17 protein-coding genes and 1 pseudogene are annotated in these 17523 nt (G+C 24.6%); 6 read left to right on the plus strand and 12 right to left on the minus strand.

The genetic code is table 4. The features are described 5' to 3' along the window. The first annotated feature begins 251 nt into the window (after positions 1 to 251). The 3 genes from alaS to AAHM78_RS05985 all read left to right on the plus strand — a co-directional run bounded on the left by alaS (position 252) and on the right by AAHM78_RS05985 (position 5347). Positions 252 to 2975 (plus strand): alanine--tRNA ligase, encoded by a 2724-nt coding sequence (alaS, locus tag AAHM78_RS05975; protein ID WP_342254682.1) that lies wholly within the window; start codon positions 252 to 254, stop codon positions 2973 to 2975. A gap of 410 nt (positions 2976 to 3385) precedes the next feature. After that, positions 3386 to 4801: a DUF3626 domain-containing protein gene (locus tag AAHM78_RS05980; RefSeq protein ID WP_342254683.1), complete on the plus strand. Its 1416-nt coding sequence runs from the start codon at positions 3386 to 3388 to the stop codon at positions 4799 to 4801. 327 nt (positions 4802 to 5128) lie between these two features. Further along, on the plus strand, positions 5129 to 5347 hold the full coding sequence (locus AAHM78_RS05985) for a hypothetical protein (protein ID WP_342254684.1): 219 nt from the start codon (positions 5129 to 5131) through the stop codon (positions 5345 to 5347). Here AAHM78_RS05985 and AAHM78_RS16815 read toward each other — a convergent pair. From AAHM78_RS16815 to AAHM78_RS06000, 4 genes and pseudogenes are all read right to left on the minus strand, one after another. Then, a pseudogene (locus AAHM78_RS16815) lies at positions 5297 to 5452 on the minus strand (IS3 family transposase); the annotation flags it as partial. The gene AAHM78_RS05985 and the pseudogene AAHM78_RS16815 overlap by 51 nt on opposite strands. A 16-nt stretch (positions 5453 to 5468) precedes the next feature. After that, positions 5469 to 6101 (minus strand): DDE-type integrase/transposase/recombinase, encoded by a 633-nt coding sequence (locus AAHM78_RS05990; RefSeq protein WP_342254685.1) that lies wholly within the window; start codon positions 6099 to 6101, stop codon positions 5469 to 5471. Positions 6102 to 6252: 151 nt separating this feature from the next. Then, positions 6253 to 7491 (minus strand): IS256 family transposase, encoded by a 1239-nt coding sequence (locus AAHM78_RS05995; protein ID WP_342255063.1) that lies wholly within the window; start codon positions 7489 to 7491, stop codon positions 6253 to 6255. A 57-nt stretch (positions 7492 to 7548) separates the two neighbouring features. Further along, positions 7549 to 7803, minus strand: a complete 255-nt coding sequence (locus AAHM78_RS06000; protein WP_342254686.1) for a transposase — start codon at positions 7801 to 7803, stop codon at positions 7549 to 7551. Positions 7804 to 8107: 304 nt separating this feature from the next. On the opposite strand from AAHM78_RS06000, the gene AAHM78_RS06005 reads away from it, so the two are divergent. Further along, a complete protein-coding gene (locus AAHM78_RS06005; RefSeq protein WP_342254687.1) occupies positions 8108 to 9052 on the plus strand; it encodes an IS30 family transposase in 945 nt (314 codons plus the stop codon). A gap of 119 nt (positions 9053 to 9171) precedes the next feature. On the opposite strand, the gene AAHM78_RS06010 is transcribed toward AAHM78_RS06005, so the two are convergent. The 7 genes from AAHM78_RS06010 to AAHM78_RS06040 form a co-directional block, all read right to left on the minus strand. Continuing rightward, positions 9172 to 10293, minus strand: coding sequence for a site-2 protease family protein (locus AAHM78_RS06010; protein ID WP_342254688.1), 1122 nt, complete (start codon positions 10291 to 10293; stop codon positions 9172 to 9174). A gap of 24 nt (positions 10294 to 10317) precedes the next feature. After that, positions 10318 to 11331, minus strand: coding sequence for a phosphatidate cytidylyltransferase (locus AAHM78_RS06015; protein WP_342254689.1), 1014 nt, complete (start codon positions 11329 to 11331; stop codon positions 10318 to 10320). 34 nt (positions 11332 to 11365) lie between these two features. Next, entirely contained in the window at positions 11366 to 11908 is a 543-nt protein-coding gene (locus AAHM78_RS06020) for a ribosome-recycling factor (RefSeq protein ID WP_174481086.1), read from the minus strand. A gap of 613 nt (positions 11909 to 12521) precedes the next feature. Beyond that, the gene (locus AAHM78_RS06025; RefSeq protein WP_342254690.1) at positions 12522 to 13160 is read right to left on the minus strand and encodes a hypothetical protein; all 639 of its coding nucleotides are present in this window, start codon (positions 13158 to 13160) and stop codon (positions 12522 to 12524) included. 66 nt (positions 13161 to 13226) lie between these two features. Next, positions 13227 to 13400, minus strand: a complete 174-nt coding sequence (locus AAHM78_RS06030) for a hypothetical protein (RefSeq protein WP_342254691.1) — start codon at positions 13398 to 13400, stop codon at positions 13227 to 13229. Between the two features lie 151 nt (positions 13401 to 13551). Continuing rightward, positions 13552 to 14268: an IS1595 family transposase gene (locus AAHM78_RS06035; RefSeq protein ID WP_342253235.1), complete on the minus strand. Its 717-nt coding sequence runs from the start codon at positions 14266 to 14268 to the stop codon at positions 13552 to 13554. Between the two features lie 267 nt (positions 14269 to 14535). Next, positions 14536 to 15414, minus strand: a complete 879-nt coding sequence (locus AAHM78_RS06040; RefSeq protein WP_342254692.1) for a hypothetical protein — start codon at positions 15412 to 15414, stop codon at positions 14536 to 14538. Positions 15415 to 15933: 519 nt separating this feature from the next. On the opposite strand from AAHM78_RS06040, the gene AAHM78_RS06045 reads away from it, so the two are divergent. Next, the gene (locus tag AAHM78_RS06045) at positions 15934 to 16212 is read left to right on the plus strand and encodes a transposase (protein WP_342254693.1); all 279 of its coding nucleotides are present in this window, start codon (positions 15934 to 15936) and stop codon (positions 16210 to 16212) included. Between the two features lie 41 nt (positions 16213 to 16253). Then, positions 16254 to 16739 (plus strand): IS3 family transposase, encoded by a 486-nt coding sequence (locus AAHM78_RS06050; RefSeq protein WP_342254694.1) that lies wholly within the window; start codon positions 16254 to 16256, stop codon positions 16737 to 16739. Between the two features lie 18 nt (positions 16740 to 16757). On the opposite strand, the gene AAHM78_RS06055 is transcribed toward AAHM78_RS06050, so the two are convergent. Further along, entirely contained in the window at positions 16758 to 17504 is a 747-nt protein-coding gene (locus AAHM78_RS06055) for an IS1595 family transposase (RefSeq protein WP_342254695.1), read from the minus strand. Positions 17505 to 17523 lie beyond the last annotated feature (19 nt).

Genomic DNA, 17523 nt, shown 5'->3' on the forward strand with positions numbered 1-17523 from the left:
ATTTATGGTTAATATTAAAATTAAAATTAATATTTATATTAATCTAAATTAGATAAGTATAATTAATAATAATTAGTTTTCAGCGAGAGTGAATAGTGTAAGCACTTAACCATTATTAATTAGAAGCTCCTAATTTAACAATTTTAATCATTAATTAAGTGCATTTACTTTGTAAGTGAATTAGGATGGTACCGCGTTAAAAAACGTTCCTATTTTGATAGGAATTTTTATTATTTTGAGGAGAAATTATTATGTCAATAAAATGAACAACAGATAAAGTTAGAACAACTTGATTAAATTTTTTTAAAAGTTATGATCATCACATTTTAGAAAGTGCATCACTTGTTCCAAATGATGATCCTTCACTATTGTGGATTAATTCTGGAGTTGCTACATTAAAACCATATTTTGATGGACGACAAACCCCAATTGCTAAAAGATTAGCAAATTCACAAAAAGCAATTAGAACTAATGATATTGAAAATATTGGTATTACAGCAAGACATCAAACTTTTTTTGAAATGTTAGGTAATTTTTCAATTGGTGATTATTTTAAAAAAGAAGCTATTGTTTGAGGATGAGAATTTTTAACTAGTAAAAAGTGATTAAATTTAGATGCTAATTTATTATATGTAACAGTTTTTAATGAAGATGAAGAAACATATAATTTATGATTAAATATTATTAAATTACCAAAAGAACGTATTATTAAAGGTACAAGATCTACTAACTTTTGAGATATGGGTCAAGGTCCTTGTGGTCCTAATACTGAAATTTATTATGATCGTGGTATTAAATATGATCCTAAAAATATTGGTATTAAACTATTAAAAGATGATATTGAAAATGATCGTTATATTGAAATTTGAAATATTGTTTTTTCACAATTTAATAATGATGGCAAAAATAATTATACTGATTTACCAAGAAAAAATATTGATACTGGTGCAGGATTAGAAAGACTAGTAGCAATTTTACAAGATGTGCCAACTAACTTTGATACTGATTTATTTCAAAATATTATTCATGAATGTGAAAAATTGACAAATTTTCGTTATGATATTAATAATTATTTTACACAAGAGATTAAGCAAAAAACTATTAATACTGCATTTAAAATTATTGCTGATCATATTCGTTGCTTAGTTTTTGCAATTAGTGATGGTGTTTTTCCTAGTAATAAAGATCGCGGTTATGTATTACGAAGATTGATTAGAAGAGCTGTTGTATATGGACAAAAACTTAATATTAATGAACCATTTTTGTTTAAGTTAGTTTCAATTATTATCAAAGTTATGGGTCAACATTATCAAGAATTACATAAAAAAGTCGATTTAGTAACTAATATTATTAAAAGCGAAGAATTAAAATTTTGAACAACATTGATAACAGGAAAACAATTATTATTACAAGTTATTAAAGATAATAAAAAAGTAGATGCAACTGCTGCTTTTAAATTATTTGATACCTATGGTTATCCTATTGAATTAACATTAGAGATTGCAAATGAAGAAAATGCAACTGTTGATTTAAAAGGTTTTCAAAAGTTATTGGATAACAGTAAAGATAATACAAGAAAAGTAAGAATTAATCATCAAGCATTAACAATTCAATCTTCATTACTAACTAATTTAAAAGTTCCTTCAACCTTTGTTGGTTATGATAAAGAACAAATAAATACAAATATTGTTTTTATGTTTAAATCAGAGCATGAGGTAAAATTTTTAAAAAATGAAAAAGGTTATTTAATTTTAAATGAAACGCCTTTTTATGCAGAAAAGGGGGGACAAGCATCTGATGATGGCATTATCACAGGAGAAAATGGAACGGCCTCTGTTATTGATGTACAACAAGGACCACAAAAACAGCATATTCATCAAGTGGAAGTAAAAGGTGAATTAACACAAACAGAAATTGTTGAAGCACAAATTAATAGTTCACATCGTTTTTATACAAGAAAAAATCATTCAGGAACTCATTTATTACATGCTGCTTTAAGAAAATTATTAGGTTTACATGTTATGCAATCTGGAAGTTTTAATAATTATCAATATTTACGATTAGATTTTAGTCATTATCAAATGTTAACTTTAGAACAAATTATAAGTATAGAACAACAAGTAAGTAAATGAATTAAAGGTAAATATCCTTGTGAAATTATTTATTGTACATATGAAGAAGCAATCAAAATTGGAGCTTTAGCTTTTTTTGGTGAAAAATATGAAGAAAAAGTTCGAGTAATTAAGTTTGGTGATTTTTCAATTGAACTTTGCGGGGGTACTCATTGTTATAATTCACAAGAAGTAGAACAATTATTAATAACTAATGTTGAATCAAAAGGTTCTGGTTCTTATCGAATTCATGCTTTAACATCATTAAAAACTATTAATGAATACTTAACACAACAAATAATAATGATTAAAGAACAAAGCAATAATTTATTTATGCAATATCAAAAAAATAAAGATAATTGTATGCAAGAAGAAATTGAAAAAATATATGATGCTATTAATAACTTAAAAGTGGTAGCTGCTGATTGAAGAAAAGGAAAAATGTTATTACTAGAATTACATGGTTTATTTAAAAAATGACAAATTAATTTTGAAGAATTAAATCGTCAGAAGATAGTGAAAAAATATTTAACTTTAGTTCCAAAAAATGAAAATAATTATAAACTATTAATTGCAAATTTTGAAAATTTAGATATTAAAACATTAAGAGAAATAATTGAACATTATCGTAATCAATATCAAAATATTATTATTATTTTTATTAATAAAATTAATAATCAAGAATATTTAGTATTAGTCGCTTCAAGTAAAGAATTGCATAATAATAAACAGTATCAAAGTAATAATATTTTACAAAAAATATTAAAAACATATAATGGTAAGGGTGGCGGTAGCCCAATCTTAGCGCAAGGGAAGATTGATAAGTTTATTACAGAAAAAGAAATTAATAAAATTATATATTAAACTTAATACTTATATGTATTAATTTATATAAATATTATGATATACAATAATATATGTTCAACGTCAATAATTTTTTACAATCATATATAACATTATTATAGTAATTGCAGAATCTTTTATAATTTCTTATTGATGAAATATAGGAAAATAGTAGTGATAATAATTTTGAAAAAAATATATTTTTTTAATTAATAACTTGTATTTTTTCTAGAATTTAATAAAATGACTAAGTGTAAACTAAATATTGGTTTTTTAACTCATTATTTTAATTTAAAAAATAAATGATTTTTTATTGTATTTAATAAATAAAAAACATAAAAAATACAATAGGTGTATTGGAAATACTCTATTGTTTAGACCAATAAAATAGATTTCAAATGTCCATCTTAAGTATAGAGGAGATAAATATTATGGCATATAACAAACAATCTGATTTATCACATATTAATGGTGGTTTGCCTTCAACTTCATCAAATAATTCAAAAGATGAAGAAAGATTAAAAAAAGAGATTTATGGTCAATTGTTTAGAAGTGAAATTTTACATCAAATTTATGAACTATGCGAATTCTCTCAACAAGAAGATTATGAATCTGCTTTAAAAATATTATCTAAAAAATGCAAGATGAGTCAAGAAAATGCAAAAGATTTATTAGAAAAGATTACTAAAATATTACAATCATCAAGGTTAACAATTAATTTTGATTTTTCAAAAATATACGATATTAATAATAAATGACCAGAGGTTTTAAATTGTTTTGCTTATAAGGAAAAACCAAATGAAATTTCTAACTATAATGTAGGTCGAGCAAGTGTAGAGGAAGTTGCGTTTTATCTAAATCAATTATTTGATAATAGTAAATATGAAAAATTTGGACGTTTTTCAACCCCTACTGGTGATCAAACAAAAAGAAGTGCTAATTTTCAGTGAACAAGTAGACCTTGCTATGCGGCATTAGATTTTTTGGAAAATCCTATGGGTGGAGCTCCTATGTATGGAAAATCTTTTATTATACTAAAAGATTATGTAAAACATAATTGTACATATAGTCCTTATGATACGTATTCACCACCTACGTTCACTCGCGGGAAATTAAAAGATAAAATATCTACTTTTTTACACTTCCCAAGATTGATAAGATATTGTCAAAATGATTTATTTGGATATAATTGTTTAGAAAGTTTAATTAATAAAGCTAATGGAAAAAATTTTGTTCCTCATCGTAATTATGGTAAAAGTGAAGGAAATTATATAGAGGCTCATGTTTATTCTAGAATCTTATTTGCACGTGATATAAAACAAATTTGCTTATCAAAAGCGGAATTTGATAGTCATCCACCTAATAAACAAAAACAAATATTAGAAAAAATAAATGAAATAAACTCATGTTTAGGAACTTCATTTATTATATTCATAACTGAAGAAGAATACAAAATAAAACAAGAAGAAAGACATTTAGAAGATAAATTATCATTAAAACAAGAAAAAATAACAAAATTAAAAAGTGATATTGTCAAGTTAGAGAAAAAAAAGATAAATCCAATTTTAAATTTTGTTATTAAAGTTTTTAGTTTTGGATGTATTAATAAAAATAAAGAAATGAAAGAAATAATAAATGCTAAAAATATTGAAATTAAAAATTTGTTGTTAGAGATAAAAAATAATGAAACACCACATTCACCATTAATTTCAACGGAAACTATGCCATTATTACAAGATCAAAAAGTAACTGATGAAAAAAAATTTGATAAACAATCAGCAAATGGTGAAGAATTAAATAATCCCTTTTTAAACAGTTGTTCAAATTCACAACAAAATCTTCTTTAATAAAATATATATTGAACCATTTTAATAACTATACTGATATTATTATTTTTATATTTTTTTTAATTAAATATGGTAAAGTTAAATCATAAAAATTATATATCATAGTTAGTATTAGTTACTATTAAAATTTTTTAAAATTTCTAATTTTTATTTACACTCTTTTATTGTAAAAAAATAAAAATAATTTAGTAACAATCTAGTTTATTAATTATAATTTTTATTTATAAGTATTAAAAGAGAATGTCATTTAATTGAAATGTATTTTTAAGTAGTCCTATTTTACTTATTAAAAGTAAAGCAGGACTTTTATAATTAAAAGGGGGAAAAATGAAAACAAAAAAGAATTCACAACAAACACCTTTATTAAATAAAAATAACAATAATTACAATGCAATCAAAAATCAAGATCAACCTTCAACAAGTCAAGAACATGTTAATGGATATCATCAAGAAAATTTAGAAGTTAGAAATAAAGCCATGGAATGGCAACCTTTTTTAGGACTTTTTTTTGGTAGACATTTGTTTTTGATAATTAACTGGAGTTAGGTAGTTTAAAGTTCTATTAATTCGTATGTTGTTATATCAATTGATATAATCAAATAATTCTAATTTTAATTGGATTAATGATCTAAAATTTTTATCATTAATAAATTCAGTTTTGAAAGTTTTAAAAGTTGCTTCAGCAACAGCATTGTCATAAGGACAACCTTTTTTTGCTTAAAGAGCGAGTAATATTGAATGCTAGTAAAAGTTTATCAATAATTTTATTATTAAATTCATTACCTAGATCGCTATGAAATATTTGAATATCTTTTAAACGGCGATTTGATTGCATAAATGCTTCATATACTAATGATGCATCTTTTTTAGTGCCTACACTATGTCCAATAATTTCGCGGTTAAATAGGTCTATTAATAAACAAATATATTTTCACTTACCATTTACTTGAACATAAGTTAAATCACTAACAATAACTTCATTTTTAATCCTATTCTTAAAGTTTCTATTAACAAGATTAGTTATTTGACTATCATTGACTTTATTATGATGATTTTTGTGTCTTAATTTAGTGTATTTTGATATTAAATTATGTTTATTAATAATTTCTTTAATTTTTCGTCTTGATAAATAAATTTCTTGGTTTTCTAATATGACTTTTAATCTTCTTGTGCCATAAATTTCTTTATTTTCTTTAAAAGCACTAATAACAGCTTCATCATACATATTATTTTGATTTTTTTCTTTTTTCTTGAAATTAAAATAATATGTTGATTTAGAGAGCTTTAAAAAACGACACATTGTACGAATTTTATATTTACATTTATTATTGATAATAATCTCTATTTTCTGCCTATTATTAGTGCTGCTTGCTTTAAAATATCATTTTCCATTCGTAACTGTTTTAATTCGAGGCTTTTATGTAATCTGTGTATCTTTGTTTTACAAGGTACTAGTTTAGATTAATTCTGTCTTCAAATTTTATCATAAAATGAGCAATTGCTGTATTTCAATTTTGAATAGGCATTGTTCATTTTTTTGTTATATTTTCAATTGCTAAGTAAAATATTTTGAAAACCGCCATATCGTTAGGAAAAACTTTTTTATTTCTAATAACTTTTCGTAATTGACTATTAACAGATTCAATATCATTTGTAGTATAAATTACTCTTTTAATTTCTGGTGGATAACTAATAAAAACCATTAAATTATCTCAATTTTTATATCAAGATTTAGTCATTTGAGGATATTGTTTATTTCATTTATTTTCAAACGATTCTAAAGCTTGCATTGCTTGTTCTTCACTACATGCACTATAAATTGGTTTTAAATCTGTAACTAGAGATTTTCGATGTTTGTATGAAACATATTTTAAACTATTTCTAATTTGATGAACTATGCATAATTGATGTTCGGTTTTAGGATAAACCGATTGTATTGCTTCTGACATGCCTGTTAAATTATCACTACAAGCAATAAGAATATCATTTAAGCCTCGATTTTTCATTTCTGTAAAATTAGATAATCAAAATTTAGAACCTTCATTTTCACTAATTCATAAACCTAAAACATCTTTTTTACCTTCTAAATCAACTCCTAGTGCTATATAAACTGATTTGTTAATAATCCGTTTATCTTGTCGTACTTTAACTACTATACAATCAAAATAAACAATCGGATAAATACTTTCTAATGGCCGATTTTGCCATGCTTTGACATCATCAATAACATCATCAGTAATTTGACTAATAACACTTTCACTAATATCTGCACCATGATATAACTCTTGCAACTGCATTCTAATGTCAGATACTGTCATACCTTTTGCATATAGTGAAAGAACTTTTTGATAAAAACCATCAAATCTTCTTTGTCTTTTTGGCACTATTACAGGAGTAAAATTACTATTACGATCTCGTGGTACATCAATTTCAATTTTACCTTCTTGAGTTATTAATTTTTTTGAAGTTATGCCATTACGAGCATTTTCACTATTACTATGTTGATTTTTTTCATATCCTAAATAATTTTGCATTTCAGAATTCAACATTTTTTCCACTAATCTTTTTGTTAATTCTTTATATAAACCTCCTTCTTTAAAAACTGTTGTTAAATCTTCAGTATTTTCTAGTAATAAATCTACTGCTTGTGATATTGGATTATTATTATTAATGTTTTGTTTTTTAACCATTTGTAACTCACTCTTTCTGGTCATTTAATTATATTTACTAGAATTAATTAAACATAGTTATTTTTGTAAGTTACACAGATTACTAAACATTACCTTTAATTCTTTTCTTAATTTAATTAATTCATTTTCTTCAACAGAACGATTATCTTTAGATTTAAAACTACCTGAATTAGTAAATTGCTTAATTCAATTATAAGTAGCTGCTCTTGTAACATTGTACTCTTTAGCAAGACAAGACACTGACTTACCACTTTGATATAAATCTACTATTTGTTTCTTAAATTCGTCGGTATATGAGTTAATATTGGCCATAATTATAGTTCCTTTCTTTTAACTAATTTGTTCACTTGTCTACGTAATTAGTGTCCAATAAAGTGTAACCTATCCATTGTACTCTTTAGCAAGTATTAATACCTTAATAGAAAATGCAATGATAGCTATTCAGAAATTTGTTGAAGAAAAAATAATTCTCTTAGGAGCAAATAATCGATATAAATTTTAGTTTTTATACTTATAGATTTTATTTCAAAACTTTAATTGTAAAATTAAAAAGGACACTTATATAAAAATTAAATTGTGTTAGTTCTATAATTAAGAAAAGAAAGGAATTAGCGCAATGTATAAGTATCTGAGTATTGAATCAATAATAGCAACAAAAGAATATAAAAATTATGGATTTTCGATTCGTAAAATAGCAAAAATTGTTGATTATAGTAAATCAACTGTACATAGAGTTTGTAGATTATTAAATAAAAACTTATTGCCATTAGAAACATTGAATCAATTTCAAAAAAATAAACAAAATGCAGGCAGAAAATTAATAATTTTAAATTTAACAGAAATTAATAGTATTAATCATTTGTTAATTACTAAAAAGTATGCTCTTGATATAATCGCTAACTTTTTAAAGGAAAATAAAATAAAAAGTATTTCAACAAAAACTTTATATAACATGTTTAAAACAAATCGAATGGGTTTTGATGAAAATAACTTATTGAGAAAAGGCAAAAATAAATCTCACAAACAAAAAGAAACTAGGGGCAAAATTAATAATTGTAAGTCTATTCATGAAAGAAATTTAATCATTCCTAATATTAAAAATATACAAGAATTTGGTCATTTAGAAGGTGATACTATCATTGGCAAAGATCATAAAAGTTCTATTATTACTTTGGCTGATATATGATCAAAAACCACAATTCCTTTAGTAACTAAAAATCATAAATCAGAAAATATTACGAAAAGTATAATAAAATTTATTTCAAAGTTACAAAAAGGAACAGTTAAAACCATTACTTTTGATCGTGCTAAAGAATTTAGTAAATGAAGATTAATCGAAAAAATTTGTAATGTCAAAATTTATTTTGCAGATCCTGGTAAACCTTGCCAAAGGGGTTTAAATGAAAATAATAATGGTATTTTAAGAAGATATTTACCAAAATCTACAGATCTATCTTCATATAAACAAAAAGATTTAAATTTTATAGCATTTCAAATTAATTCTACACCCAGAAAATCGCTCTCTTATAAAAGACAAATAGATTTAATACAATTATTTTAAAAAACTGTCCCATTTATATTTACAACTCAGGAAATATAAATAATTAAGAAAATTGCTCAAAACTTTTTCATTCAAATTTATTATCCTATTTATAATAGGATTTTATTATAAAGTAAAGATTAAAAAAATATATCTTTAATAGTAATAGCAATAAAGATAACTAAAAATAATATAGCTCCAGCAATACTGACAATAATTTTATATTTTTCATTTAATTTTTTTCTTGTTACCGCTTCAACTGCATTTTCAACAAATTTATAACCATCCAATGGCGGAATTGGTAACATATTTAATAAAAATAAATTAGATGATAATAATGCTGCTCAACGAAAATATGTACTTGCTGCTTGTGTTGATGATAAATCAGGATTTAAAAAACTATTAGTTGATTTAACAATACCAACAGGTCCTGATAAATTTTGTCAATGAAAAGTAACTAATTGTCCTAATGCTTGTAAAATACTGTAACTATCTTTAAAAGTATCAATGATACCATTACTAATAACTTGCCCTGCATTTAAATAATAACTACCTTGACTAACACCAATGAATAGCACCCCTTTTTGTTCTACAGGTTTAAAAGTAACAGTTTTATCGTCTTTATTATCAAAAGTAATTTTGTAATCAGCAATAACTGTACCATTAGTAGTTTTTTTATTATATTTACTTAATCATGTTTGTAAATCATAATATGATTTAATTGATTGTTTAGATTCAATATCACCAGTATTATAAATACTAGTAATAGCATCAGTATCTAAAATTGGTAAACTTGGATTATCTTGATTATATTTTTGAACAGCTTCATATAATGGTCCTGTTGTTGCATAGGTTGGTGGCAAGTTAGGATCATATTTATGTGGATAAATTCCATATCCAATCATTAATAAAATAAAAGCTAATAATAAATTCATTAGTGCACCTGCACTGATGAAAGCTGCTTTTTTACCACGTTGCAAGTTTTCCATCATTCGTTTACTATCAATTACTTCATCTTCTCGTCCTTTAGGAGCATCAGCAATTTCTGAAGCAATAGAAACATAACCACCCAATGGTAATAGTCTTAAAGTATAACGTGTTTCTTTTTTACCTCACTGCAAAAGTTTTGGTCCCATACCAATAGCAAATTCATATACATATGCTCCTGATAATTTAGCAATTACAAAATGAGCAAATTCATGCAAGGTAATTAAAAATAATATTGTAAATAAACCAATTAAAATGGCTAAAAATATATACATAACTTCATCCTTAAATTTTATATATTAAGCAATAGCTGCTAGAGTAATTAGAAAACCAAAAATAACTACTGTTGAAAATGAATCTAAACGATCTAATAATCCTCCATGTCCAGGTAGAATATTTGAAAAATCCTTAACATGATAATTACGTTTCAAATAAGAAAATAATAAATCACCCATTTGAGTAGCAATTGAAAGAATAAAACTAGTAGCAAAATAAGCAATATAGATTGGTGCTTTACTATTAACTTCTAAAAAAGGTAAGGGATTATAATTACTTGTTTCTAAAAAAACAGTTACTGTTATCATACTTAAAATAATTGCTGTTATTAAACCAGTAATAGCACCTTCTCAAGTTTTATTTGGTGATACACTTGGTGCCATTTTTGTTTTACCATAAATTATACCACCCATAAAAGCACCAACATCATTAGACATAACAATAATGAATAAAAACAATAATGTTGGTCATCCTAGTTTTGAAAGTTTAATTTCTGATAACATTAAAAAATTAACAGCTTTAACAACAAACACTAAATAAATAATTCAAGTAAAAATAAAAATAACATCACTTAATTGAAAATTTTTACTTCGTCAAGCAATTAAAATAAAAATACAAATGAAAAATAATAAAATTAATAAAGTCATTCAATTTTCAAATCAATAATGATTATAAATATATGGACCAAAAGTTTCTTTACCAAGCGGAACTCATAAAAGTATGACTCCTGTTAAAATTATAGAAATTTTAAGTACAATTGATCAATTTGATTCTTTTTTTAAATTAATAATTTCTCATAAACAACCAATAAAAATTAAATTATTAATTATCATAAATGTATAAGCTGATCACTGTGGTTTATTACCAAAAATTGGTTCTAAATAAACTGCCCCAATAAACATTCATAATACACCACAAGCAATTAACATAAAGCTTGTAAGAATACGATTTCGATAGGTTCTAAAAAAATTACTAAGTTTTGCAAAAAAAGAAACTTTAGATTTTATATTTTCTTTATTTATTATCTTTTTTTTCACAATATTTAACCCCTAACTATTTATTGCTTTATTGCTAAATTTTCATTAAATCGGCTTTTTTATTGTTTTCTATTAATACAAGTTCTTTAATTTTACTATCAGTTAAATCTTGAATTGTAGTTTCTGCATGCTTTTCTTGATCTTCTGGTAATTTTATTTTTTTCAGATTTTGAACAGCATCACGTCGACAATTACGGATTTTAACTTTATATTCTTCAGTTTTTTTACTCAAATCTTTAACTAAAGTTTTACGAACGTCTTCTGTTAATTGTGGGAAAATTAAACGTATATTTTCTGCTTCGCTTTTAATTTGTAATTTCAAATCAGCTTTTGTAACAGCTTCTGTAACGTCTTTAATTAAACTACGATCATATGGTTTAATTAATAATTGATGTGCTTCTGCTACTTTAACTTGGGCAATATTACTTAAACTATCAACACCACCATAACATCTAACATTAATTCCTTCTAAGATATTAGGATTAGCTCTTCCGGTGCGAATTTTGTTAATTTCATTTTTATAACGTAAAATTATTTCATTCATCAGATTTGTGGCTTCTAAAATAATAACTTCCATATTTGTTTTCCTCCTAGTTAATAATTTTAAGTTGTTTTTAAATCAAACTATAAAAATTATATAATAATTTTTATTAAAACCAATGGAAAACTATTTAAAAAAATAAAAAACATCATTAATTAATGATGTTTTTTATTAATATCTTTGGATTTTATTTTCATCATTGTTTAAATCAACTAATATAAAAATACCACCAATAATACCTAATGCAGCACCAAAGATAATTCCTAATATTGCTAAAGCAATTTTTTGATCAGTAGTTGCTTCACCTTTACTTACTTTTTTGTATAAAATAAAACCAGGTATTGTTCATAATAAAGGAATTATAAATATTGATTCTAAAATAAAAAAAAATAAATATTAATATACTTCCTGGTTTTAACATTTTTTCTCCTTCTTTAATTTTTATAATTAATAATATCACTTAATAAAATTGAAAGATACAATTGTGTCCTCATTTAAAGTTTATTTTTTTAACTTATCAATGTTATAAATTTAATTTCTTCTGATTTCAAATGTCTAATTATTAATAATTTTCATTTATATTAATAGTAACAAAAAAATATGATAATTAACAACAACTGTCATTATATTTTTTAAAATATTTAATGATTTAAACAGTTGATGGTATACCACAGTCTATTCTAGGTAAAAGATGAACATCACCAAAATATATTGCTAAATAAACTTTTAAATTTCTAAAATTTCCTTTTACTAATGGACCATCAGCAACTCTAGCATGGAACTGAGTACTAACATTTGTATTTAATATTTGAACTAGAGAATCAAATTGTTTTTGTTTACATTCTGATTTTATTACTAATTTAAAATCAGTAACAAATTCACCTTGTTTAAATCCTTGCGCAGCAGTTAATTTTAAACCATTTTTATCACTAATAAGTTCAGTAATAACTATTTTTGAAATGTATAACCCATCATTTTTAGCGGTATTGATAGTATAAGATTTTAATACACTATCATCATCTTTACTTATAATATCAATTTGACAAGTACCAACAAGAACTTTAAAATCAGTTCCTGTATTATTTTCTTCAGTTTTACCTGCTTCAGTACTTGTAACTTTTGCAGATAAAGTAGTGATTTTTTTAACATCATCAGGTGAATATTCTTCATTTTCACTACCACTTGTAATTCCTAATTCTTTCAAAAATGCTGCGGCATCAGCATCTTTTGCTTGATTTGGATTTCTAATTTCGTTTGCGTTTAATAAACTGTTTTTAAAATTAGTCATCGTAATTTTTGTGTCATCAGCTTCAATTGAATACTTCTCTTTACCAGTAGTATCATCCTTCTTTAATTATTGATTAATTAAACTTGTATTTTCATCACTATATCATCCTAATAATTTTGCATATTTACCATTTAATATTGGTGCTTTTGTTTCAAAGTCACAGGCAACAATTGAACTTGCTGCAGTTGTAGTTAAAGTAGTAGCGGCCATTAATCGTAATAATGTTTTTATATTTTTCATATAATGTTTTCTCCCCTTTTAGATAATTTTCTAAAAAATATAAATTATTTTCTGCTATTTATTATGGCTTTTATCCCTTTATGTACTATTTTTAAATTTTATCACATAAACGGAGATAAAAGCCTACCTAGGAAATTATCCCTGCATGTATTTAAATCAAACACAAAATTACAGTTTCAAAACTAGGTATGTTATTGAATTTATATGCCGATTCTTTTGCATATAAATGAATATTGTGCTTTGAAACTCTTATGTGTGTTCGGAAAGTTCGTCGGATGTGCTTTCATGCTGATTCAATCTGGTTTGTGTTTACACCTGTTGGTGACACATACCCAACTTCATGATTTACGATTTCATGTTTGGGATAGAAGTTTTTGAAACTTACATATCCCTTCCAAGAATCCGTAAATAGACAGCACTCAGTAAAAATGTGTTTCAATGCAAATCTTAAAAGGTTTTTTTCATCTGCATTTTTCAGCACCTTCACAATTAGTTTGTTGCTGGTTTTCTCATAAACTCCAACAATCAAAGTTTTATTCAACAAGGATCTTCCTTGTTTTTTAAAACCTAAATGTGAAAGATACATTTCATCCATCTGTGCTGTGCCATCAACAATGAAACCTGCATCTTGATTGCCAATTCTAGTCCTGATTTCATGACACATTCTTCAAGCTGTTTTATAGGTCACACCCAATTCCCTTGCAACATCGGTTGCTGGTATGCCGTGCTTTGTGTTTATTCATCTAAAGATGAGATAAAACCAAGATGTCATTTGGGTCTGTGACTTATAAAAAATGGTTCCATAAAGAATACTAAATGTTTGGTTACAGTTCAAACATCGTATTCTTCTCAAATCAGAAGTATTCAAACTAGAAGAAGCACACCTGATGCATTTCATTATTTTCAACTTCGCTATATATTTCAAACAATCGTTTTCAGTTTGAAATATGCTATTGAATTCATTTCAATTCATTTTTTCCTCCACACTAGTACATGTGGGGATAATTTCCTTTATTATTATTCTTAAATTGAAATTATTTTTATAATTTTAATAAATTAATAAAATTTTTTAAGTGATAAAACAGAATATAAATTAAAAAAGATTGCAATTGCAATCTTTTAAAATATTTAATGATTAAGCAGGCATTTTGTCAACTTGAAAACTTACTACCTTTACTTCACCAAACATTACTCTTAAAAATACATCAGTAGTAGTATCATTAGGGTACTTGTTTATAGCAGTTCCACCATCAGTAGTAGATCAAACTAATTTTTGACCACCAATTAACTTAACTAAAGAATCATATAGATTTTTTTCTTTAGTTTTTCCATCAGCTCAAGGTAAAGATGTAAGAACATCTCCATCTTTTTTAAAATTATTGTCTTTAGTCAATGCTAAATTGGTCTTTATAAGAATTGCTGCCACTTCAGCAGGAACACCTAATGCATCTTTCTTAAGAGTATTAATAGTATATTTTTTTACAGATTTGGCATCATCTCCAGTTGCCTTATCCATAATATTAATTTGACAAGTACCAGCTTCAACTTTAAAATCAGTTGTACCAGCAGCTTCAATTTTACACACTTCAGTACTTTCAACTTTTGCAGATAAAGCAGTAATCTTTTTAACATCATCAGCTGAATAAAACTTCTTGCTATCAGGTGTAAATCCTAAATCTTTTAAAAAGGCTGCAGCATCATCACTAAATGCTTGACTTTTATCAGAATCAGTACCAGTACCTGCTTTTAATAATTTTCCGTTAAATTTAGTTGCTGTAATTTTTGTGTCATCAGCTTCAATTGAATACTTCTCTTTACCAGTAGTATAATTCTTCTTTAATTCTTGATTAATTAAACTTATATTTTCATCACTATATCAGCCTAGTAATGCTGCATATTTGCCATTCAATGCTGGCGCTTTTGTTTGAGTTCCACATGCAACAACTGAACTTGCTGCAACTGTTGTTAAAGCAGCAGCACCCATTAGTCGTAGTAATGTTTTCATGTTTCTCATATTGTTTTTCCCCCTTAGATAAATTTTCTGAAAAATATAAACTATTTTCTTCTATTAATTATACATTCTTTTTTTATTTGGTGCTCTTTTTATAATATTTTTCATTATTAAGTGTTATTTTGCTTTTTTTAAGAAAATAATTTCAAAAATGTTAGGATTAAATTGTTCATTAACTGAACATTCTTATTATTTTTTATATATACTATACAGTACTTCCAAGATTATTGAGTAATATAATGTAAAAAAACCTGAAAATTTTTCAGTTTTTTTTATATTTAAAAATTAAGAACAGAAAATAAAAATACATTTTTTTAATTAAAATTTCCAGGACAGAAGATTATTAGAAAAATTAATTTATTTATTAAATTTTGTTTGCTTATAAACTGTGTTTTTAATAGTCTAATTGTTCTTTATGAATTTGAATGTTTTCTGGATTATTATTATGGATAGGTTACACTTTATTGGACACTAATTACGTAGACAAGTGAACAAATTAGTTAAAAGAAAGTAACTATAATTATGGCCAATATTAACTCATATACCGACGAATTTAAGAAACAAATAGTAGCTTTATATCAAAGTGGTAAGTCAGTGTCTTGTCTTGCTAAAGAGTACAATGTTACAAGAGCAGCTACTTATAATTGAATTAAGCAATTTACTAATTCAGGTAGTTTTAAATCTAAAGATAATCGTTCTGTTGAAGAAAATGAATTAATTAAATTAAGAAAAGAGTTAAAAAAGTTACGAATGGAAAATGATATTTTAAAGCAAGCAGCACTAATAATAGGCAGAAAATAGAAATTATTATCAATAATAAATGTAAATATAAAATTCGTACAATGTGTCGTTTTTTAAAGCTCTCTAAATCAACATATTATTTTAATTTCAAGAAAAAAGAAAAAAATCAAAATAATATGTATGATGAAGCTGTTATTAGTGCTTTTAAAGAAAATAAAGAAATTTATGGCACAAGAAGATTAAAAGTCATATTAGAAAACCAAGAAATTTATTTATCAAGACGAAAAATTAAAGAAATTATGAATAAACATAATTTAATATCAAAATACACTAAATTAAGACACAAAAATCATCATAATAAAGTCAATGATAGTCAAATAACTAATCTTGTTAATAGAAACTTTAAGAATAGGATTAAAAATGAAGTTATTGTTAGTGATTTAACTTATGTTCAAGTAAATGGTAAGTGAAACTATATTTGTTTATTAATAGACCTATTTAACCGCGAAATTATTTTTAATTTTCAAAAAAACTCTTGATGAAATAAAAAAAATCATCAACCTGGCCTAAAATTTGATTTTATTTAATTTTGGGATTTATTTTTTTTACAAACTGAAATATAATGCTTCAGATTTTGCATAAGGTGATATTTTATAATGTTGGTATTTAAATTTTCATAAATTGAGGTAATTTTGAATATTGGTAAATCCAATGCCATGATAATGAGTAATAAATTCTTTTAAACTTGATTGTATTTTACTGATATTACTTAAATTTTTATAATTTAATTCTTTATTTTCTTTTGATTTAAATTTCTTGAGAGTACATTTTGTTTGTTTAGCTACTGTATCATATAGTATTTGCATATCACAAACTATAATTGATTTTTCTTCGATAAGCTTAGATGTTAAATTTTCTTGTACTCATTTTTTTGTTAATCTTTTAGTATTTGTTGTTTGAGCATAAATATTTTTATTTTCATCAATTGCCATTTCAATACAACAGTTTAAATCTTTAGCATTTTCTTCAATTCATTTTTTTCTTGGATCATCTGGATTTTTGAAATTTCCTTTATGAATTTCTTTGATAAAAGTTTCATCAATTTCAATTCTACCTTTTAATTTTGTGAATGGTTTTTGTGTTTTTGCTAATTGTGATGATTTCATAAATTTTTGACGATTAAATCATGCTGATGTTTTTGAAATTTTAGCAAATTGAGAAATAGTATAAGCAGATTGACCTAACAATGACAATCAAATTATTCAATCTCATTGTTCATGAGATAAATGACTTCAATGTAAAAAATGATTTCTTAAAGCATCAAAGCTACTTTTACAATAGACTTGGTGCAAAACCTTTAATTTTAACAAT

This window comes from Spiroplasma endosymbiont of Zeiraphera isertana (genome assembly GCF_964030805.1).
In the GTDB taxonomy this organism is placed as follows: Bacteria; Bacillota_I; Bacilli_A; order Mycoplasmatales; family VBWQ01; genus Spiroplasma_E.